At 73.5% G+C, this 19996-nt stretch carries 17 protein-coding genes and 1 pseudogene; 7 read left to right on the top strand and 11 right to left on the bottom strand.

Annotated features, from left to right (window positions below):
* Positions 1-8: 8 nt before the first annotated feature.
* Positions 9-1478 (bottom strand): glutamate-cysteine ligase family protein, encoded by a 1470-nt coding sequence (locus BKA00_RS26385; RefSeq protein WP_185029225.1) that lies wholly within the window; start codon positions 1476-1478, stop codon positions 9-11.
* A 161-nt stretch (positions 1479-1639) separates the two neighbouring features.
* Between BKA00_RS26385 and BKA00_RS26380 the strand changes: the two genes are divergently transcribed.
* A complete protein-coding gene (locus BKA00_RS26380) occupies positions 1640-2983 on the top strand; it encodes a sensor histidine kinase (protein WP_185029223.1) in 1344 nt (447 codons plus the stop codon).
* A 138-nt stretch (positions 2984-3121) separates the two neighbouring features.
* Here BKA00_RS26380 and BKA00_RS26375 read toward each other — a convergent pair whose 3' ends face one another.
* A complete protein-coding gene (locus BKA00_RS26375) occupies positions 3122-3670 on the bottom strand; it encodes a YceI family protein (RefSeq protein ID WP_185029221.1) in 549 nt (182 codons plus the stop codon).
* A gap of 237 nt (positions 3671-3907) precedes the next feature.
* On the opposite strand from BKA00_RS26375, the gene BKA00_RS26370 reads away from it, so the two are divergent.
* Both BKA00_RS26370 and BKA00_RS26365 read left to right on the top strand, forming a co-directional pair.
* Entirely contained in the window at positions 3908-4702 is a 795-nt protein-coding gene (locus BKA00_RS26370; RefSeq protein WP_230298772.1) for a L,D-transpeptidase family protein, read from the top strand.
* 86 nt (positions 4703-4788) lie between these two features.
* Positions 4789-5526: a choice-of-anchor P family protein gene (locus BKA00_RS26365; protein ID WP_185029218.1), complete on the top strand. Its 738-nt coding sequence runs from the start codon at positions 4789-4791 to the stop codon at positions 5524-5526.
* Positions 5527-5594: 68 nt separating this feature from the next.
* Here the strand turns inward: BKA00_RS26365 and BKA00_RS26360 are convergent, their stop codons facing one another.
* On the bottom strand, positions 5595-6566 hold the full coding sequence (locus BKA00_RS26360; RefSeq protein ID WP_185029216.1) for a GlxA family transcriptional regulator: 972 nt from the start codon (positions 6564-6566) through the stop codon (positions 5595-5597).
* Positions 6567-6663: 97 nt separating this feature from the next.
* Here BKA00_RS26360 and BKA00_RS26355 point away from each other — a divergent pair, with 97 nt between their 5' ends.
* A complete protein-coding gene (locus BKA00_RS26355) occupies positions 6664-7491 on the top strand; it encodes a dienelactone hydrolase family protein (protein ID WP_185029214.1) in 828 nt (275 codons plus the stop codon).
* Between the two features lie 57 nt (positions 7492-7548).
* Here BKA00_RS26355 and BKA00_RS26350 read toward each other — a convergent pair whose 3' ends face one another.
* Both BKA00_RS26350 and sigE read right to left on the bottom strand, forming a co-directional pair.
* Positions 7549-8379, bottom strand: a complete 831-nt coding sequence (locus BKA00_RS26350) for an alpha/beta fold hydrolase (protein WP_230298773.1) — start codon at positions 8377-8379, stop codon at positions 7549-7551.
* A 25-nt stretch (positions 8380-8404) separates the two neighbouring features.
* Positions 8405-8953: an RNA polymerase sigma factor SigE gene (gene sigE, locus BKA00_RS26345; RefSeq protein WP_185034829.1), complete on the bottom strand. Its 549-nt coding sequence runs from the start codon at positions 8951-8953 to the stop codon at positions 8405-8407.
* A 219-nt stretch (positions 8954-9172) separates the two neighbouring features.
* Between sigE and BKA00_RS26340 the strand changes: the two genes are divergently transcribed.
* Both BKA00_RS26340 and BKA00_RS26335 read left to right on the top strand, forming a co-directional pair.
* Positions 9173-10747: an acyl-CoA synthetase gene (locus tag BKA00_RS26340; RefSeq protein WP_185029212.1), complete on the top strand. Its 1575-nt coding sequence runs from the start codon at positions 9173-9175 to the stop codon at positions 10745-10747.
* A 128-nt stretch (positions 10748-10875) separates the two neighbouring features.
* Positions 10876-12522 carry a serine/threonine-protein kinase gene (locus BKA00_RS26335; RefSeq protein WP_268248214.1) on the top strand — a complete coding sequence of 549 codons (1647 nt, stop codon included), beginning with the start codon at positions 10876-10878 and terminating at the stop codon, positions 12520-12522.
* A gap of 21 nt (positions 12523-12543) precedes the next feature.
* Here BKA00_RS26335 and rho read toward each other — a convergent pair.
* A pseudogene (gene rho, locus BKA00_RS26330) lies at positions 12544-13611 on the bottom strand (transcription termination factor Rho); the annotation flags it as partial.
* A gap of 686 nt (positions 13612-14297) precedes the next feature.
* On the opposite strand from rho, the gene BKA00_RS26325 reads away from it, so the two are divergent.
* On the top strand, positions 14298-15071 hold the full coding sequence (locus tag BKA00_RS26325) for an enoyl-CoA hydratase/isomerase family protein (RefSeq protein ID WP_185029207.1): 774 nt from the start codon (positions 14298-14300) through the stop codon (positions 15069-15071).
* A gap of 30 nt (positions 15072-15101) precedes the next feature.
* Here the strand turns inward: BKA00_RS26325 and BKA00_RS26320 are convergent, their stop codons facing one another.
* The 5 genes from BKA00_RS26320 to BKA00_RS26300 form a co-directional block, all read right to left on the bottom strand.
* A complete protein-coding gene (locus BKA00_RS26320) occupies positions 15102-15884 on the bottom strand; it encodes a hypothetical protein (protein ID WP_185029205.1) in 783 nt (260 codons plus the stop codon).
* 64 nt (positions 15885-15948) lie between these two features.
* The gene (locus tag BKA00_RS26315) at positions 15949-16593 is read right to left on the bottom strand and encodes a response regulator (protein WP_185029203.1); all 645 of its coding nucleotides are present in this window, start codon (positions 16591-16593) and stop codon (positions 15949-15951) included.
* The gene (locus tag BKA00_RS26310; protein WP_230298774.1) at positions 16557-17855 is read right to left on the bottom strand and encodes a histidine kinase; all 1299 of its coding nucleotides are present in this window, start codon (positions 17853-17855) and stop codon (positions 16557-16559) included. The genes BKA00_RS26315 and BKA00_RS26310 overlap by 37 nt, the downstream gene beginning before the upstream one ends.
* Positions 17856-18024: 169 nt before the next feature.
* On the bottom strand, positions 18025-18861 hold the full coding sequence (locus tag BKA00_RS26305; RefSeq protein ID WP_338072163.1) for a polysaccharide deacetylase family protein: 837 nt from the start codon (positions 18859-18861) through the stop codon (positions 18025-18027).
* A 280-nt stretch (positions 18862-19141) separates the two neighbouring features.
* Entirely contained in the window at positions 19142-19963 is an 822-nt protein-coding gene (locus BKA00_RS26300; RefSeq protein WP_185029201.1) for a helix-turn-helix transcriptional regulator, read from the bottom strand.
* Between the last annotated feature and the right edge of the window lie 33 nt (positions 19964-19996).

The following is a 19996-nucleotide window of genomic DNA, read 5'->3' as shown; positions in this document are numbered from 1 at the left end:
TCTTCGGGTTACCAGGTGTGGACGGGCTCGTTGTCGCGCAGGTGCTCGACGTAGGCGCGGGTCATCATGCGCAGGGCGTCGTGGCGGCCGACGCCGTGCTCCTCCTCCAGGCTCCGGACCGTGTTGATCTGCCAGGCGGCTCCGGTCTGGCCGGTGACGCAGCGGCGCTCGATGATGCCGAGGAGGCGGTCGCGGCGGGCGGGGTCGACGCCCCAGCGGTCGAGGCCCTCGTAGGCGAGGGGCAGCAGCTTGCGCAGGACGAGCTCGGCGGCGGGCACCTCGCCCATGCCGGGCCAGTAGAGGGTCGATTCGAGGCCGTCGCGCGCGGCGCGGTGCAGGTTCTCCTCCGCGGTGGCGAAGGACATGCGGGACCAGACGGGACGGTCCTCCTCGGCCAGCATCCGGACGACGCCGTAGTAGAAGGCGCCGTTGGCGACGACGTCGGCGACGGACGGCCCGGCCGGCAGGACGCGGTTCTCCACGCGCAGGTGGGGGCGGCCCTTCACGACGGCGTAGATGGGGCGGTTCCAGCGGTAGATCGTTCCGTTGTGGAGGGTGAGCTCGCCGAGTTCGGGGATGCCGCCCTGGTCCAGCACCTCGCGGGGGTCCTCGTCGTCGCACAGCGGCAGCAGGGACGGGAAGTAGCGGGTGTTCTCCTCGAAGAGGTCGAACACGGAGGTGATCCAGCGTTCGCCGAACCACACGCGGGGGCGCACGCCCTGCGTCTTGAGCTCGTCGGGCCGGGTGTCGGTGGCCTGCTCGAACAGGGTGATGCGGGTCTCGTGCCAGAGCCGGTGCCCGAACAGGAACGGCGAGTTGGCGCCCATCGCGACCTGCGCGCCCGCGATCGCCTGGGCCGCGTTCCAGTACGCGCCGAACTCGTCGGGGCTCACCTGGAGGTGGAACTGGACGCTGGTGCAGGCGGCCTCGGGGATGATCGTGTCGGTGTGCATGCGCAGCGGCTCGGGGCCGTCGATGTCGATGCGCATCTCCTCGCCGCGCGCGGCGAAGATCTGGTCGTTCAGCATCTTGTAGCGCGCGTTGGACGACAGGGTCTCCTCGCCGATGTCGGTGCGCCGCAGGGTCGGCAGGATGCCGATCATCACGAGCCGGCCGCCGACCTCGCGGGCCCGGTCGTCGGCGTGCGCGAGATGGTCGCGGACCTCCGTCTCCAGGGCTCCCGTGCCCGCGCCGCCGAGCTCGCGGGGCGGGATGTTGATCTCCAGGTTGAACTGGCCCAGCTCGGTCGCCCAGGCCGGGTCGGCGATCGCCTTGAGCACGTCCGCGTTGCGCATCAGCGGGTCGCCGAGCGAGTCGATCAGGTTGAGCTCGATCTCCAGCCCTATGTGGGGGCGCTCGAAGTCGAACTGGGACTCGCCCAGCATCCGGGCCAGTACGTCGAGGCACCTGCGCACCTTGTCGCGATACCGCCGCCGGTCCTCGCCGCTGATGGCGACCGAAGCCACGTCCCTGCCCATGTGTGTCCGTCCCTGTGTGCCGGAGGGAATCGTCATAAAACGGGATGTCCCAGTAAGCGATGGTGAAAACACGGCGTGCAGTTTCGGGCTCCCCGTTTCGTGACCGGCCGGTAGCGTGTGTCGTCCCGCCGGGAAACCGGTACGCCGGTCGTGGAGGACCCATGCGCATGCGCCCCCGGTCCATCCGGGGCAGGGACACGCTCGTCGCCGCCGTGATCGCCGCACTGGTGCTCGGCGCCACCGCGATCGGCGTGGACGTCGCCGTGCGCAGCGCCGTCAAGGCGGAACTGCTCCGCCGGACGCAGGTGGACGCGCGCCGCGTCAGCGGCGGAGTGCGCGACGGGACGCTGGAGGGCGCGATCCGCGGCGACTCCCGCGGCCGCGTCCTCATCCAGGTCGTCGAGCCCGGCGGACGGGTGACGAACGCCACACCCGCCGCAACGGACAGGCCGCCGGTGAGCAGACTCTGGCCGCCGAGCCACATGCGGGTCCAGGACTTCACCGAGTGCCGCGGCCGGTGGCCGGGCCGCGAGTGCTTCGTGGCCGAGGCCATCCGGGTGAGCACCGCGCCCGACTCCGTCGTCGTGTACGCGGCCGCCCGGCAGCCGTCCTACCTCGTGAACGGTCTGCTGGAGGGGATGCTCGGCTCGGGCGTGCTGCTGCTGGCCGCCGTCGCCGCGGGGATCACCTGGCGCGTCGTCGGGCGCACGCTCGGCCCCGTCGAGGCGATCCGCGCCCAGCTCGCGGAGATCAGCGCCACCGACCTCAGCCGCCGGGTGCCGCAGCCGGCGGGCCAGGACGAGATCGCGCAGCTGGCCCGCACCGCCAACGAGACGCTGGACCGGCTGGAGCGGGCCGTCGCGCGGCAGCGGCAGTTCGCCTCCGACGCCTCGCACGAGCTGCGCACCCCCATCGCCGGGCTCCGGGCCAACCTGGAGGACGCCTCCATGCACCCGGAGGACAACGACCTGCGGGGCGTGATCGCGTCGGCGCTGCGCGACACCGACCGGCTGGAGTCGATCGTCGCCGACCTGCTGCTGCTCGCCCGCATCGGCACCGGCGGGAGCGCGGCGCAGGAGCCGATCGACCTGGCCGCGCTCGCCGGCGCCGAGGTCCGGCGCCGCCCGTCCGATCTGAAGATCGTCACCGAGCTGTCCCCCGGCGTCGTGGTGCGCGGGGTGCGGATGCAGCTCGTCCGGCTGCTGGGCAACCTTCTCGACAACGCCGAGCGCTACGCCGGCTCGCGGGTCGCGGTGGAGGTGGGGAGGCGGGACGGCCTGGCGCTGCTCGTCGTCACCGACGACGGAATCGGCATCGCGCCCGCCGACAGGGAGCGCGTCTTCGAGCGCTTCACCCGCCTGGACACCGCGCGCAGCCGCGGCGCGGGCGGCGCCGGCCTCGGCCTCGCGATCGCCCGCGAGATCGCCCGCGCGCACGGTGGGACGCTGAGGATCGAGGACCACCCCTCCGGCGCACGCTTCGCCCTGCGTCTCCCCCTGGAATAGCGCCCGCCGCCGGAGCGGCGCCTGCGCTGGGGGAGTCGCCGCTCCTGAACCGGCGCCCCGCCGGAGCGGCGGCCTCGCTCCCGGGAACGCGAAAGGGCCGCCCGGGAGGGGCGGCCCTTTCGGCAGTGGCGGGAGCGCTCAGGCGCGGACGGCCTGGATCTCCAGCTGGATGTCGACCTTGTCGCCGAGGAGGGCCTTGTCGCCCTTCAGGGGCACGTTGAACTCGATGCCCCAGTCCTTGCGGTTGATCGTGGTCTCGGCGGAGAACCCGGCGCGGGTGCCGCCCCAGGGGTCCTCGCCGACGCCGTTGTACTCGACCGTGAGGGTGATCGGGCGGGTGACCTCCTTGATCGTCAGCTCGCCGTCCAGCAGGTACTCGCCGTCCTGCGCGCGGACGCCCTTGGTCGAGAACGTCATGACCGGGTGGTTCTCCACGTCGAGGACGTCCGAGGTCCGCACGTGGGCGTCGCGGTCGGCGTTGCGGGTGTCGATCGAGGCGACCTTGATCTCCGCCGTGGCGGTGGACTCCGACAGCTCCTCGGCGATCTGCACGGACCCGGCGAAGTCGGTGAACGTGCCGCGCACCTTGGTCATCAGGTGCCGGATCACGAAGGTGACCTCGGAGTGGGCGGGGTCGATGTTCCAGGTTCCGACGGTCAGCTCGGGGGCGACGGCGGCGATGCTCATGGGGACTCCTGTTCAATGCTTGAAACTTCAACGAACTCGTCGAAGGTTAGTTGAGGGTTCAAACAGATGTCAATCCCCGCTTGTTCCCGGTGCCGCCGCACCGGCCGGAGGCGGCGGCGGGGCACGGACCGCGATTCCTTCCGCACACCGTGCAACCTCCCAGGTCCCTCGCGCGTAGAGAGCGGGCACAGAGGCGTGCCGGAGCCCCTCTCCGGCGGGATCACTTGGAGTTCTTTCGTGAGCGACGAACCACCGCGCGCCGCCGGGCGGACGGCCCGGACGGCGGCACCCGCCCTGCTGGCGACGGCCCTGCTGGTGACCGGATGCGGGGGCGGCCACAAGGGGGCGTCCGCCGGCGCGTCCCCCGCGGGCGGCATGGAGAAGCTGCCCGAGGCCACCACGTACACGACGCTGGACGACCTGCCGCGGGACGAGGCCCCGTCCGCCAAGAGCGACGGAACCGTCGTGCACCCGGACGACACGGTCCCGGTCTCGGCGAAGCCGGGCGCGCCCGCCGTGGCGGAGCTGCCGAGCACCCAGCTCAAGGGCCCCACGTGGGTGCCCGTCCTGGAGAGCCGCCCGGGCTGGCGGCGGGTGCTGCTGCCGAGCCGCCCGAACGGTGTGACCGGCTGGATCCCCGACTCCGGCCTGAAGTCCGCGCGGAGCTCCAGCACCGTCAAGGTGGACCTCGGCGACCGGAGGCTCACCCTGTCCCGGGACGGCCGCCAGGTGGGCGCCTGGTCCGTGGCGGTCGGCGCGCCGAAGACGCCGACGCCCACCGGACGGACGTTCCTGCTCGCCTCGCTCGCCCCCGAGAAGCCCACCTTCAGCCCGCTGGTCCTGCCCGTCGGCGCGCACTCGGCAACCCTCGACACCTTCGGCGGCGGTCCCGGGACGGTCGCGTTCCACGGCTGGCCGACGAAGTCGGTGTTCGGCAAGGCCGTCACCCACGGGTGCGTGCGGGTGCCCGCCGACGCGCTGAAGCAGCTTGCCGAGGTGCCGCTCGGGACGCCCGTCCAGATCACGGACTGACGGTTCCGCGATCCGCCCGGCCGCGCGGCCGGGCCGCCCGAACCCCGCCCCAACCCCACGATCAAGAACCCCCTGAGGAGAGAACCGTGCGTTTGCAGGCACTCACCAAGTGCGCGGCCGTCGCCGGCGCGCTGGCCCTGCCGTTCGCCCTGTCCGCCGCCCCCGCCTCCGCCGCGCCGTCCGCCGCCCCCGGCGGGGCCGGCTCGGCGGTCGCCATCTCCGCCACCGGCACCGTCGCCGTCCCGCCGACCTCCTCGGTGGCGTCCGCGGCGCAGCGGCCCACCAGCAAGAGCGTGGCGGAACTGCCCGCCAACCCGCTCGTGGCGGCGCGGCTGCTGAACGGCTCCGCGTGGGCCGGGCACGGCCGCGCGTCCGTCGCCGACCTGCGGGTGGCCAAGCTCGGCCTGTCCGCGCACGCCGTCTCCGCCAAGTGCGAGAACGGCAGCGGAGTCTCCCACGTGGCGGGCGCGAAGCTGGGCACCCGGGCGCTGGAGATCGGGGCGACGCCCAACACCACCGTCACCACCGACCTGAAGGGCCTCGGCAACGTCAGGGTCACGCTGAACAAGCAGGTCCGCGGCCACGACGGGAACCTCACGGTGACCGCCATCGAGGTCGCGGCGACCCTGGCGGGCAAGACGCAGACGATCAGCATCGCGTCCGCGAGCTGCGGCAAGGGCGGAGGAGGCCGGCCGGAACAGCCGGGCCGGCCCGGTCAGCCGTCCCAGCCGTCCCAGCCGGGCAAGCCCACCTCGCCCTCGGCTCCGCCCGGTGAGGCCCCCGCCCCGACTCCGGTTCCCGGCGACCTTCCGGTGACCGGCTGAGCCGAGCGGGCATGAGGCCGGGGTCCGCGCGGCCGGCGCGCGGACCCCGGCCTTTCACGTGCGGGCCCTCACCGGACGGGACGCCGGAAGGTCACGCGGTAGTCCTTCGGCCGCCGCCCGGTGTGCCTGGCGAAGAGGGCCGCGAAGGTCCCGGGGTCCCGGTACCCGACCGCGGCCGCGACGGCGGCGACCGTCCGGTCCGTGGTCTCCAGGAGGTGGCGCGCCCGCCGGACGCGGGCCGACTGGAGGTACTCCAGCGGGCTCCGGCCCGTCTCGTGCGCGAAGCGGCGCAGCAGCGTCCGGGTGCTGACGTTGAACGCGTCCGCCAGCGCGGCGAGGTCGTACCGGGCGGCGAGGCTCTGGTCCAGGTGCCGCATGACCCGGCGGGAGAACTCGTGACCGGGCTGCGGGAGGAGCCTGGCGTCGACGTAGGGGGCCTGGGACGAGCGCGCGTCGTCCACAAGCGCCATCCGCGCGGTCGCCCGCGCCACGGCGGGGCCGCTGTGGCGGCGCACCAGTTCCAGGGCGAAGTCGTACATGGCGCTGAACGCCGCCGTCGTCGTCACCCCGGCGTCGGTGACGACCAGGAGGTCGGGCCGGACGTCGGCGCCGGGGCAGCGCCGGGCCAGCTCGTCCGCGAACAGCCATGCCGTCGTGGCCCGGCGCCGGTCGAGCAGCCCCGCCGCGGCGAGCAGGAACGCGCCGACGCAGATCGAGACGACCGCGCCTCCCGCGGCGGCGTGCGAGCGGACGGCCGCGGTCTCCGGGCCCAGCCCCGCGAGCTTCGCGTCCACGTCGAGGCCCGGATGGAGCTCGAACCCCGGCACGACGAGGACGTCGACCTCGCGGAGCGGGGAGACGGCCAGCGCCACGCCTCCCGAGGCGACGACGCGGCGGCGCGGCGACACCACCGACACCGCGTAGCCGGCGCGGTCCGGGCCCGCGACGTGCCCGGCCATCGTCAGCAGATCGGGCACGCCGAACACCTCCGACGCGAAGCAGCCCGGATAGGCCAGCACCCCCACCCGCAACGCGCTCACGCCCGACTCCCGCCGTCCTCCACGATGGCGAGATTACCCCCGCACATGGCGATCCGGCCTCTCCCGGCCGGGCCCGCCGCCCGGCCACGCTGTCTCCATGAACACTGACAGCGGGCGTCCTGACGACCCGATCGCGGATTTCTCCCGCCGGTACGTGGACGTGGACGGAGTCGTGAAGACCGTCCACGTCGCGGGAACGGGGCCGGCCGTCGTGGTGATGCCGGAGATGCCCGGCATCAGTCCGGACGTCCTGCGGCTGGCGCGGTGGGTGCGGGACGCGGGCTTCACCGTCCACGTGCCGTCGCTCTTCGGCCGCGACGGCGCCCGTCCCACGGTCGAGGACGGCGAGCGGATCGTCCGCCGGGCCTGCGTGAGCGCCGAGTTCCGGGCGTTCGCCGGGGGCGGCACCAGCCCCGTCACGGCGTGGCTGCGCGGGCTCGCCCGGCAGGCCCACGCCGAGTGCGGCGGGCCGGGGGTCGGCGCGATCGGGCTCTGCTTCACCGGGAACTTCGCCCTCACCATGGCGCTGGAACCGGCCGTCATAGCGCCGGTCGTCAACCACCCGTCACTGCCCCTGGACGACCCCGGCGGGCTGGAGCTGAGCGAGGACGACGCCCGCGCGGTCAAGGAGCGCGTCGCTCGCGACGACCTGACCGTCCTCGCCTACCGCTTCGACAACGACCGGTGGTGCACCGGCCAGCGGTTCGCCGCCTACCGGGCCCTGCTCGGGGACGCCTTCGACGGCCGCGTGCTCCCGGGCGGCGTCGCGAACACCGACCCGCCGCCGTTCTTCCGCGACGTGGTCGGGACCCCCCACAGCGTCGTCACCGCGCACCTCGTGGACGAGGACGGGCACCCCACGCTCCGGGCCAGAGACGAGATCCTCGCCTACCTGACCGAGCGCCTGAGGCCCGGAAGCGCCTGAACCCCAGGGGCCTGTCTCGAAGTGGCCTCCGGCCACGCGCGCGAACGCGTGACCTGCCTAGGACGCGGCGGCTTCGGGGCGGGCGCCGCGGAGGGGATGCGCGCTGCCCTCCAGCAGGACCTTCGCCACGAGGGCCGGGTCGTCGGCCATCGGGACGTGGCCGCAGCCCTCCAGCCAGACGAAGCGGGCGTCGGGAAGGCGGCGCTGGGCGCGGATGGCCTGGCTGCGCAGGAGCAGGCGGTCCTTGGTGCCCCAGGCGATGGTCACGGGGACGTCGGCGCAGGAGCCGAGGAACCGGGTGGTGCGGCCCGCGCGGAGGGTGGGCTCGAAGCCCGGGGCGTCGCGCATGGCGCGGGCGTCCCCCGCGAGGGTCTCGACGTCCATCAGGTCGGGACGGCCGTAGATCATGCCGAACATGAGCGTGCGGCGGCGCGGGGAGCGGGCCAGCCGGGTGAGGAACGTCTCGGGGACGCGGGCGCCGAGCCGCGACGCGCGCAGCACCGACATGCCGTAGCGGAACTCCAGGTTGTTGAAGAAGCCGGCCGGGGACAGGACGGTCGCCGAGCTGGCGAGGCCGCGGTCGGCGGCTTCGAGGGCGAACAGGCCGCCGAGGGAGTTGCCCGCGATGTGCGGGCGGTCCAGGCCGAGGGCGGCGAAGGCGTCCGCGAGGGCGGAGACGGCCGTGTCCAGCGTGTAGGGGGCGCCGTCGGGCAGCGGCGGGGAGTCGCCGAAGCCGGGCAGGTCGACCGCGAAGACCTCGCGTTCGGCGGCGAGCATGTCCATGACCGGGGCCCACCCCTGGCGGCGGTGGCCGATGCCGTGCAGCAGGACGAGGGGCGGCCCCTCGCCGCGGCGCTCGAAAGCGATGTTCACCCGCGCGTTGTCCACGGGCGAAGGTTAGGCCGGAAGTTACTCAGCGGTCACTAGTGACGCTCGTCACTGCGCACTCGGCGGGGCGGCGGTGCTCCAGGGCGGTCCGCAGCTGCGCGCGGCCCCGGTGGATGCGGGAGCGGACGGTGCCGAGCTTGACGTTCAGCGACGCGGCGATCTCCTCGTACGACAGGCCCTCGATGTCGCACAGGACGACGGCGGCGCGGTACTCGGGGGCGAGGCCGTCCAGCGCCTTCTGGATGTCGTGGTCGAGGTGCCGCTCGTCGTAGGCCTGCGCGGGGCCGGGCTCGCGGCCCCGCAGCCGCTCGGCGGCGTCGTCGCCGAGGGAGTCGAACCGGATGCGCTGCTTGCGGCGGGCGCGGTCGAGGAACAGGTTCGTCGTGATCCGGTGCAGCCAGCCCTCGAACGTGCCGGGACTGTAGGAGGACAGGGAGCGGAAGACCCGGATGAAGACGTCCTGGGTGAGGTCCTCGGCGTCGTGGCGGTTGCCCGTCAGCCGGTACGCCAGCCGGAACACCCGGGTCGAGTGCTCGCTGACGATCTCCTCCCACGTCGGCGGGGTCCACGCCATCGCACCTGCGCTCACCACTACCCCCGTCTGATATTCAATCGTTACGACCAAGCATGCCGGTACCCAGATAAGAGCCGTGTAAGAACCTTGAGCGTGGCCGGATCAGGCACGTGAGATGTGACTCATCTCATTGGACGGAATGTCGACAAGGATTGAGCCGGCGCCGGTCCGCATGGAGGATCGGGAGCAGTCCCCCACCCCGAATTGCGAGGACGTGGCATGGCGCGAAGCTACAATCTGGCCGACCTGCTCGAGATCCTGGCCGCGGCGGGGCCCGACCGCCCGGCCCTGGTGGCGGGCGGGGAGCGGCGGACGTACCGGCGGCTCAGCGAGCGGGCGAGCAGGGTCGGGCACCATCTCGCCGACGCCGGGGTGCGGCCCGGCGAGCACGTGGCCATCCTCGCCCACAACCGGGCCGAGTGGATCGAGGCGATGCTCGGCGTCTTCAAGATCCGCGCGGTGCCGATCCCGGTGAACTACCGCTACGTCGCCGCCGAGCTGCGCCACGTCCTGGCCGACTCGGACTCGGTGGCGCTGGTCGGGGAGCGTTCGCTGCTGGCCAGGGCGGAGGAGGTCCGCGGCGAGCTGCCGGCGCTGCGGCACGTCGTCGTGCTGGAGGACGGCTCCGCCGCGGAGATCCCCGGCGCGGTCGAGTACGAGAAGGCGCTCGCGGGCGCCTCCCCGGACGACGACTTCCCCGAACGCTCCGGCGACGACCGCTACATCATGTACACGGGCGGCACGACGGGCTATCCGAAGGGCGTCGAGTGGCGCTGCGAGGACATCTTCTTCGGCGCGCTCGGCGGCGGGAACGTCCTCGGCGACCCCATCGGCAGCCCCGAGGAACTGGCCGCGAACGCCGACCAGCCCGCCATGGCCGTGCTCGACTGCGCGCCCGTCATGCACGGCGCGGGCCAGTGGGTCGCGTTCATGGGACTGTTCAGCGGCGCCAAGGTCGTCCTTTACACCGACCACGCGTTCGACGCGGACAGGGCCCTGCGGCTGCTCGCCGAGGAGCAGGCGAACGTGATGATGCTGGTCGGCGACGTCATGGCGCGCCCGGTCGCGAAGGCGCTCGCCTCCGGCGACCACGACACGTCCTCGCTGATGGCGATCGCGTCCGGCGGCGCGCCGCTGACCGAGGGGGCGAAGGCGGCCCTGCGGGAGCATCTGCCGGACATCATGTTCCTCGACAACTACGGCGCGTCGGAGACCGGCGCGTGCGGACCGTCCGTCGGCGCCAAGGAGGGGACGGCCCGGTTCATGATGAAGCCCGGGATCACCGTCCTCGACGACGACCTGAACGTCGTGCGGCCCGGCGAGATCGGCAGGCTGGCCCGGAGCGGCCACATCCCGCTCGGCTACTACAACGACCCCGCGAAGACGGCGTCGACGTTCTTCACCGCCGCGGACGGGACGCGCTGGTCGATTCCCGGCGACTTCGCGAGCCTGGAGGAGGACGGGACGATCACGCTGCTCGGCCGCGGCTCCCTGGTGATCAACACGGGCGGCGAGAAGGTGTACCCGGAGGAGGTCGAGGTCGCGCTCAAGGACCACCCCGCCGTGGAGGACGCGGTCGTCGTGGGCCTTCCGGACGAGCGGTTCGGGCAGCGCGTCGCGGCCGTCGTCGCCCCGCGCCCCGGCGCGACGGTGACCCTTGAGGATTTGACCGAATATTGCCGTGAACGTCTTGCCGGTTACAAACTTCCGCGGCAGTTGGCCCTGGTCGGCGAGGTACAGCGAACTGCCGTCGGGAAGTCAGATTACAAGTGGGCCAGGAGTGTGTTCGCGTAGAGTCTTGGTAAAGTCACGGTGTGTGGGTTATACCACGCCCGGCCACTTTTTCCTCGGCGCCTGCCAGTCAAGAATCAATTGATGCCGAGGGAGCGTGCCTTGGGCGCGTTCCGGCGATTAACCGCCGCATGAGTGGGGATCGGCTGATACCGCTCGCGCGCCGGTATCGCCTGCTCTCTGTCGTCGGCAGAGGCGGCATGGGCACCGTCTGGCGGGCGTACGACGAGATGCTCGACCGGGACGTCGCGGTCAAGGAGGTCCACCTCCCCCCGCGCATCACCGAGAGCGAGCGCAGGGTGATGTGCAGACGCCTGTTCTCCGAGGCCCGCGCGACCGCCGCCCTGCGCCATCCCGGCGTGGTCGCCGTGCACGACCTCATCATCGAGAACGGCCGTCCCTGGATCGTCATGGAGTTCCTGGAGTCGTGCTCCCTGCACAGGCTCGTCACGGAGGACGGCCCGCTCGGCGTGCGCCGGACGGCGGAGATCGGCGCGGCGGTCCTGTCGGTGCTGCGCGCGTCGCACGCGGCGGGCATCCTGCACCGCGACGTCAAGCCCAGCAACGTCCTGCTGTGCGACGACGGGCGGGTCCTGCTCAGCGACTTCGGCCTCGCCGTCCACACGGGCAAGGGCCCGCAGCCGGCCGACACCCTGCTCGCCGGGATCGAGGGCTCTCCCGCGTACCTGCCGCCGGAGCGGGTGAACGGCCTGCCGAGCGTGGAGGCGTCCGACCTGTGGTCGCTCGGCGCGACGCTTTACACGGCGGTCGAGGGCTTTTCACCTTTCCTGCGCTGCCACGCCCTCGCGTCGATGGTGGCGGTTCTTCTGGGCGACTATGCGCGCCCGGTACGGGCCGGGCCGCTGGGTTCGGTCATCGAAGGGCTGCTGCTGCAGCGGCCGGAGGACAGATTGACGGCCGAGGCCACCGCCGAAATGCTGCAAATGGTGATCGGAACTGTTCCGGAACCGGGTTTCACCCGCGCGCCGATTCCGCATCCCCGCCGTTTCTCCGCGCACCGCACCGTCCTGCGGCGCCGTGTCCCGTGGGCGCTCAGCGGCGCCTGGGTGTCGAGGGACGCCCCGAGGGCGCCGGTTCCGCGCGGGCCGCGGGTCCCGTGGACGCTGCGCGGCGGCAGGCCGCCCGGCGACAGGTCCGGCAAGCCGCCGTGCGGTTCGCGGCAGGCGGGGTGGCGCGTCCCGGCGCTGCCGTCGCGGCGCCTGCGGCCCGGGACGGTCGTCAGCGTGGCGCTGCTCGCGGCGGTCGCGGCCGGGGCGGGGACCTGGACGGCCCGGTGGACGGCGGTCGGAAAGGGCGACGCGGTCGCGCTGCGTCCGGCGGCGGGCGTGTCGGTGAAGACGGCGAAGTACCACGAGGCGGGCGCCTACTCGGTGCGGGTGCCCGCGGGCTGGCAGGCGGAACGGCGCGGCAGCGTGATGACCTGGAAGGACGTCGGCGCGGCGCGGGGGCTGCGCATCGCCCCGGCCCCCGGCGACCCGCTGACCGGGCTGCGCTCGGAGGAGCGCGGCGCCGTGGCGGAGCACCGCTATCCGGGCTACCAGCGGCTGCGGCTGGAACCGGTGCCCGAGGTCGTCGACGGCGCCGCCGAATGGGAGTTCACCTGGCGGGACGGTGTGCACGACGCGGTCCGGCACGTGCTGTGCGGCCGCGCGGCCGGGTACGAGTTCTGCTTCCACGCGCCCGATCCGGAGTGGACGCCCGGCCAGCGCCTCTACGACAGGATCCTCAGGTCGTTCAGGCCGGAGAACGGCGGCTGAGCGCCCGGACGCGAAGGCCGGTCAGGTCGTCTGCTGGAGGCGCAGGAGGAACTCGGCGTTGGAGGAGGTGCCCTTCATCTTCTCCAGGAGCTGCTCGACGGCGCCCTGCCTGTCCAGGCCCTGGAGGGCGCGGCGCAGGCGCCAGGAGAGGGCGAGCTCCTCGGGGGACATGAGCAGCTCGTCGCGGCGCGTCCCGGACGCCTCGATGTCGACGGCGGGGAACACGCGGCGGTCGGCGAGGCCCCGGTCGAGCTTCAGCTCCATGTTGCCGGTGCCCTTGTACTCCTCGAAGAAGACGTCGTCCATGCGGGACCCCGTCTCCACCAGGGCGGTGGCGAGGATGGTGAGCGAGCCGCCGTTCTCGATGTTGCGGGCGGCGCCGAAGAACTTCTTGGGCGGGTAGATCGCGGTCGTCGCGACGCCGCCGGCGAGGATGCGGCTGCTGGAGGGCGCCGCGAGGTTGTAGGCGCGGCCGAGCCGGGTGATCGAGTCGAGCAGCATCACGACGTCGTGGCCCTGCTCGACGAGGCGCTTGGCCCGCTCCACGGCGAGCTCGGCGAGCGCGGTGTGGTCGCGCGCGGGACGGTCGAAGGTCGAGTGGATCACCTCGCCGCGGACGGTCCGCTGCAGGTCGGTGACCTCCTCGGGCCGCTCGTCGATGAGCAGGACCATCAGGTGCACCTCGGGGTTGTTCTCCGCGATGGCGTTCGCGAGGGCCTGCAGCACCATCGTCTTGCCGACCTTCGGCGGCGACACGATGAGCCCGCGCTGCCCCTTGCCGATCGGCGCGACCAGGTCGATGACGCGGGTCGCGAGCGGGCCGGTGTCCAGGCGCAGCCGCTCCTCGGGGAACAGCGGGGTCAGCGCGCCGAACTCGGGCCGGTTCGCCGCCTCCGCCACCGGGAGGCCGTTCACCGTCTCGACGCGGACGAGGGAGGGGGAGTCGCCCCGGCCCTGCTTGGGCGCCCTGGCGAAGCCGGCGACCACGTCGCCGGGACGCAGGTGGTGCGCCCTGACCTGGGCGAGGGAGACGTGCACGTCCTCCGGGCCGGCGAGGTAGCCGGACGTGCGGACGAAGGCGTGCTTGTCCTGGAGGGACAGGAGGCCGTGGAAGGGGACGGTCGGACCGTCGTCGGCCGGGCGCCGCGGCTGCCGGGCGTCCTTGCGGGCGCTCTGCGCGGACACGGTGTGCGCGCCGCGTGCGGGGGCCTTGCGGCCTGCCGCGGGTTCTGTTTCGAGAGTGGGGGCGGACATACGGGTCCCTTCTCAGGCGGGCGCGCGGCGGGCGGCGCCGCCCGGGGTCGGAATCCGCGTACGGCGGCGGAACCCGCGGCGCGTACGCGAGAGGAATGCGAAGGATGCAGCTCGGTCCACCGGGCTGACGTCGGCTCCCTTGTGCGGTGGCCCCGCACGCCGTGTGCGTGCCGGACCGAAACTCACCGGGCGCTCAGATGGCCCGGGCGGGGAAGAGACGTCCTCGACGCGAGTCGTGAGAATCCAAGGACGTTGCCTCGACAGTACAGCAATCGAGGGCGCTTTCGCATTCCCCCGGTTCGGTGACGGCTTTCACGCGGATGTCCCCCTGCGCTCGTCCGGTGCCGCGGCGTCCCCGGCCGCGGTCCCGGTGCTCATGCTGACAGTGCCCATGCCGGCGATGGTTATGACTACCGGACCGGCCTCCAGGTTCCGACGGCCCCCGGACCGGCCCTCCCGCGGCGGGGCGCCGGGCGGCGGGCGAATACGATGAGCCGCGCTGCGCGGGGCGAGGGAGGACGATGGGCGAGGGGCTGCGGTTCGAGACGGCCGGGGGCGTCGGGACGATCACGATCGACCGGCCGGCCAAGCGGAACGCCATGTCGGCGGACATGTGGCGGGCGCTGCCCGGCATCCTGGACGGGTTCGCCGCCGACCCCGGCGTCCGGGTCGTGGTGCTGACGGGCGCGGGCGGCGACTTCTGCGCGGGCGCCGACATCTCCGAGCTGGACGACATCCACCGCGACGACGACTCGCACCTGTCGACGGTCGCCGAGCGGGCGCTCGCCGCGTTCGGCAAGCCGACGCTCGCCGCGATCGAGGGATACTGCGTGGGCGGCGGCTGCCAGCTCGCGGCCGCCTGCGACCTGCGGTTCGCGGCGGAGGACGCGCGCTTCGGGATCACGCCGGCCCGGCTCGGCATCGTCTACCCGGCCGCCGCGACGGCGCGCCTGGTCGGGCTGGTGGGGCCGTCGGCGGCGAAGTACCTGCTCTACTCCGCCGACCTGGTCGACGCCGCCCACGCGCTGCGCGTCGGGCTGCTGGACGAGGTGGTCCCCGGGAACGCCCTGCGCGATCGCGTCGCCGCGTTCACCGAGACCCTCGCGTCCCGCTCCCTGCTCACCCAGCAGGCCACCAAGGACATCGTGGACGCCATCGTCGCCGCGGGCCCGGTCGAGGAGAAGACCCGGCGGTGGCTCGCCGAGGTCGCCGCCAGCGGGGAGGTCGAGGAGGGCATCGCCGCGTTCCTCGAACGCCGCGCGCCCGAGTTCCCCTGGAAGTCCCCCCTGCGCTGAGGGCGACCGCCGGCGCCGGCCCGTGACGGTTCAGGCGTTGAGAGCGGGCCAGGCGGACACGTCGCAGAACCGGCCTTCGGGCAGCCGGTGGAGGCGCCGGGCGGCGACGTCCGGGTCGTCGAGCAGCCCGTCGGCGTCGGGGCCGCGCAGCTCGGCGAGCGGCAGGACCCCGCACACCAGCGACTCCGGCGTCCGCGCCATGAGGAGCGGCCCGATCCGCGCGCCGCCGCCGTCGACGTCGCGGAGCGCGCCCAGCAGGGCCCGCGCCGGGCCGGTGGACTCCGCGCGGTGCTCGCGCAGCGCGGCCACGAGGTCGAGGAAGTCGCGTTCCAGGCCGCGCGGGCTGCGTCCGGACAGGTAGTAGCGGTCCCCGTCGGTCAGCTCGACGCGCAGCCCGTGGTGTTCGGCGAACCGCTCGAACGGGCCGGACAGCGCCGGGCGCGCCTCGGCCGGCACGACCGCGAGGGACCCGGTGACCAGGTCGGCGGGGTCGGCGCCGAGGGACTCGGCGGCCGCCTGGTCGAGCCGCCGGGCGAGGTGCCCGCGGAGCACGGCCATCTCGGCGGCCAGCCGCTCCACCGCGGCGCGCTGCTCCTCGGCGGCCTCCCGCTGCTCCTTCAGCCGGCCGCTCACGTCCGGCACCAGCCGGTCGTTGATCTGGGCGACCAGCGACCGGATCCGGGCGTCGGCGTCGTGCAGCCGCGCGCGGATGTCGGCGATCTCGGGCGCGCCCGGCGTCCGCCCGCGCTCGAACGCCAGCCACAGCTCCCGCCCGGCGATCGCCAGGCACAGCAGAACGAGAATCACCGTCATCGCGCCCTCCCCGGGCCTGCTCGCGGGGCAGACTACGCCACCGCCGCGCCCGGCGGCGGGCGGCTCAGCGGTTGAGGTAGGCCAGGACGGCGAGCACGCGGCGGTTGTCGTCGCCGGTCACGGGCAGGTCGAGCTTGGCGAAGATGTTCGCGGTGTGCTTGGTCACCGCGCGCTCGGTGACGACGAGCCGCTCCGCGATCGCCGCGTTGGAGCGTCCCTGCGCCATCAGCTCCAGGACCTCGGTCTCGCGCGGGGTGAGGCGGCCGAGCGGCGTGTCGCGGGTGCCCCGGGCCACGAGCCGGGAGATGACCTCGGGGTCCATCGCAGTGCCGCCCGCGGCGACCCGGCGGACCGCGTCCACGAACTGCGCCGCGTCGAACACCCGGTCCTTGAGCAGGTAGCCGATCGCGCCGGTGCCGTCGGCGAGCAGCTCGCGGGCGTAGAGCTGCTCGACGTACTGCGACAGCACGAGGACGGGCAGCCCCGGGATCCGCCGCCGCGCCTCCAGCGCCGCCTGGAGGCCCTCGTCGGTGAAGGACGGGGGCAGGCGCACGTCGACCACCGCCACGTCCGGGCGGTGGTCGAGCAGCGCCTTCAGCAGGGACGGGCCGTTGTCGACGGCCGCCGCGATCTCGAAGTCGTGCGACTCCAGGAGGCTGACGAGCCCCTCCCTCAGGAGGGCGAGATCTTCGGCGAGGACAACGCGCACGGCAGCTCCATGGTCACGATCGTCGGGCCGCCCGGGGGCGAGCTGAGGGCGAGGACGCCGTCGAATGTACCGATCCGCCGCTCGATCCCGCGCAGCCCCGAGCCGCCGTCCAGGGTCGCGCCGCCGCGCCCGTCGTCGGTGACGGTGATCCGCAGCATGCCGTTCTCGTGCCGCATGTCGATCCAGACGCGGGACGCGCCGGAGTGCTTGGCCGCGTTGGTGAGGATCTCCGACACCGCGAAGTAGGCGGCCGACTCGACCGGCGGCTCGGGCCGCGCCGGCAGGTCGGCGGACACCTCGACGTCCATCGGGTGGTCGAGCGCGAGGGCGCGGACCGCGTCCCCGACGCCGCGGTCGGCGAGCACCGGCGGGTGGATGCCGCGGACGAGGTCGCGCAGCTCGTGCAGCGCCTTCGCCGAGGACGCGCGGGTCTCGGCGAGCAGGATGCGGGCCTTCTCCGGGTCCCTGTCGAGCAGGTGCTCGATCGCGCCGAGGCTCATCCCCATCGCGACGAGCCGGGCCTGGGCGCCGTCGTGCAGGTCGCGCTCGATGCGGCGCAGCTCGGCGGCGGAGGCGTCCACGGCCTCCGACCGGGTCTCGGTGAGGTGCTGGACGCGCAGGGCCAGCTCCGACTTCCTCGTCGGGCCGAGGAGGGCGCGGCCCCAGTGCCCGTAGGCGGTCAGCATCTTCGGGCCGATGGCGTACCCGAGGGCGATGCACGCGGTGGCGACGACCACCGTGGAGAGGATTCGTCCGGTGTCGCGGCCGTACCCCGCGGTGACGTGGATGTAGGCGTACCAGTCGCTGCCGCCGTAGTGCCCGATCATGTCGCCGGCGAAGGCGGCGAGCACGTACCCCCACACCCCGTACAGGATCAGCATCGCGGGCAGCGCCGCGGTGAGCGCCGACACGACCGGGTCGGTGAGGACCCACAGGTAGTCCCGCCAGGTGGCGGGGTCGCTGATCAGTGCGACGAACCGCCTGACCATGCCCTGGAGCCCGGGCTCGCGCTCCGGTTCGGGCAGGTACGGCCGGGCGATCCGGACGTCGGTCCAGCGGTTGATGCGGACCCGGTACGCGTCGAGCCGCTCGCGCAGCAGCATCGCCGAGGACGGGAACAGCAGCACCCCGACGAAGCTCGTGATCATCGATACGACCGCGATGAACCACAGGCCGGCGAGTGTCGCGGGGATGCCGAGCAGCCAGAGGGCGAGGCCCCGCCAGGGCGCCCGCACATGCCGTTGCAGCCGTGTCTCTTCCACCACTCCACCGTTCACCGGATCCTCCGCGGGTCGCTTGCCGTCTGGAGTCCAGTCTTGTGGCGGCGCCCTCGCAGCACAGTGTGCCCGCAACCCGGGCCTGGGGTGTACCTGAGTACACCCCAGGCTCCGCCGAGGTCAGGGCGCCACGAGGGTCAGGGCGCCACGAAGGTCAGAGCGCCACGAAGGTCAGGCCGCGCTTCTTCATCTTCGGGATGACGGTGTCCAGGGCCTTGAGGGTCTGGGAGCGGTCGCCGCCCCCGTCGTGGCACAGCATGATATTGCCGGCCTTGCCCTTCATCAGCGTGCGGCGGATGTGGCCGACGCCGGGCCGGGCCCAGTCGCGCGGGTCGACGGCCCAGTCGATCGGCAGCATGTCGTGCTCGGCCACCGTCTCCAGGATCGTCTTCGTCCACGCGCCGCCAGGGGAGCGGAAGAACTGGGGCACGACGCCGGTCACGTCGGCGATCCGGTCGTGCGCCTCCACGATCTCCTTGCGGACCCGCTTCTTCGCCATGCTCGCGATGTAGATCGGGTGCGTCTCGGTGTGGTTGCAGATCTGGTGGCCGGCGTCGGCGATGCGGCGCGTGAGCTTGGAGAACTCCTTCACCTGCTCGCCGATGACGAAGAACGTCGCGTGGATCTGGTGCTCGGCCAGCAGGTCGAGGACCCGGGGCGTCCACAGGGGGCTCGGGCCGTCGTCGATGGTGAGGGCGATCGACTCGGCGGGCGGCGGGGGCGACAGCTGCGTCAGCTCGCGGACGGGGGTCTCCAGCGCGGTGAGCTTCGCCGGCGTCCACGGCGCGGGCCTGGGGGTCGGAGTCGGGGTGGGCGTCGGGGTCGGATGGATGACCGGCCTCGCGCGGGGGGACGGCACGGCCCATGCCGGTGCCCCCGACCCGTGCGGAGGGCGCGCGCCGTCCGCCCCGAGCGCGGCGAGACCGGCCGCCGCCCCCATCAGCCAGAGTGCTTTGCGGCGGGATGTCCAACCTGAGTCCTCAACCTCCACAAGTCCCACGCTATCGGGGTTTTGGGCGGGTAGGAGGCCGCTATGGGATCACAATCGGCTCACCTGAGTGGTCCGATTTCGGGCCTGGGCGCAGCGCCGCAGGTCGGGCCACTGCCGGCGTCGCGAACGGTCCTCGCCCCGCCCGCGGTGTTCACCGGCCCGTGAAGGCCCCCGCCGGCCCGCCCCACCGCAACCCGAGGGCGGCGGCCGGGGCGCTGATGGTCCCGCAGGTCCTCTCGGGCATCCAGCTTTACTTCACCGGCGCGGCGCGGCGCGAGGGTCAGGGGAGCAGGCCGGCGCGGCGGGCGGAGGTCACGGCCTCCAGCCGGGTGTGACTGTCGAGCTTGCGCATCGCCGACCGCAGGTAGCTCTTCACCGTCTCCGGCAGCAGGCCGAGGCGCTCGGCGGCCTCGGCGTTGGTGCAGCCGATCGCGACGTACGCCAGGACGTCCAGCTCGCGGGGCGACAGGACGGGGCGCGGCGACCCGGCCGGCTCGTCCAGCCCGGCCGCCGCGAGGCGCAGCGACGCCTCCCGCAGGCGGTCGCGGGTCGGCAGGTCGCGGACCTGCTCGGCCAGGGCGCGCAGCTCCGCGTGCACGGCCCGGACCTCCTCCCAGCGCGCCGCCGACATGGCGGGCGGCGTCCGCGCCAGCGCCTCGTCGGCGCGGTCCTGGACGGCGAGGTCCTGTTCGAGGTCGCGGGCCGCCTCCACGGCCGCGCCCACGACGCGGTCGGCGAGCGACAGCGGCTCCCTCAGCGCGCCGTAGAGGACGCCGCGGACGCGCCGCCGCACCACGATCGGGACCGCGACGATCGACAGCAGCCCCTCGCGCCCGACGGGCTTGTCGTAGTCGTGGCTGATCGACGCCGAGCACGGGTAGTTGCTGACCCACGCGGGCCGTCCCATGGCCATCGCCTTGCCGCCGAGCCCGTTGCCCTGGCGCACGACGAGGCCGTTCAGCGAGTCGGTCGTGTTGCCGACCAGCTCGGTGATCACCAGCCGGTCCTGGCCGCTGAGGGCGCCCCCGAACACCATGGGCAGGCCGGTCGTGCGCTGCAGCGTCAGCACCGCCGACCGGACGGCCCCCACGTCATCGCCCATGCTCCGAGGATGCCCTGCGCGACCCCCGCCTCG

Origin of the sequence: Actinomadura coerulea (assembly GCF_014208105.1) — a bacterium.
GTDB lineage: Bacteria > Actinomycetota > Actinomycetes > Streptosporangiales > Streptosporangiaceae > Spirillospora > Spirillospora coerulea.
The sequence above is the reverse complement of the archived record's forward strand: the minus strand, read 5'-3'. Positions and strand labels throughout refer to the sequence as shown.

Excerpts from the sequence above, each read along its gene's own strand:
- BKA00_RS26385 (WP_185029225.1), bottom strand. The coding sequence starts at position 1,478 with ATGGGCAGGGACGTGGCTTCGGTCGCCATCAGCGGCGAGGACCGGCGG.
- BKA00_RS26380 (WP_185029223.1), top strand. The coding sequence starts at position 1,640 with ATGCGCATGCGCCCCCGGTCCATCCGGGGCAGGGACACGCTCGTCGCC.
- BKA00_RS26375 (WP_185029221.1), bottom strand. The coding sequence starts at position 3,670 with ATGAGCATCGCCGCCGTCGCCCCCGAGCTGACCGTCGGAACCTGGAAC.
- BKA00_RS26355 (WP_185029214.1), top strand. The coding sequence starts at position 6,664 with ATGAACACTGACAGCGGGCGTCCTGACGACCCGATCGCGGATTTCTCC.
- sigE (WP_185034829.1), bottom strand. The coding sequence starts at position 8,953 with ATGGCGTGGACCCCGCCGACGTGGGAGGAGATCGTCAGCGAGCACTCG.
- BKA00_RS26340 (WP_185029212.1), top strand. The coding sequence starts at position 9,173 with ATGGCGCGAAGCTACAATCTGGCCGACCTGCTCGAGATCCTGGCCGCG.
- BKA00_RS26335 (WP_268248214.1), top strand. The coding sequence starts at position 10,876 with ATGAGTGGGGATCGGCTGATACCGCTCGCGCGCCGGTATCGCCTGCTC.
- BKA00_RS26325 (WP_185029207.1), top strand. The coding sequence starts at position 14,298 with ATGGGCGAGGGGCTGCGGTTCGAGACGGCCGGGGGCGTCGGGACGATC.
- BKA00_RS26320 (WP_185029205.1), bottom strand. The coding sequence starts at position 15,884 with ATGACGGTGATTCTCGTTCTGCTGTGCCTGGCGATCGCCGGGCGGGAG.
- BKA00_RS26300 (WP_185029201.1), bottom strand. The coding sequence starts at position 19,963 with ATGGGCGATGACGTGGGGGCCGTCCGGTCGGCGGTGCTGACGCTGCAG.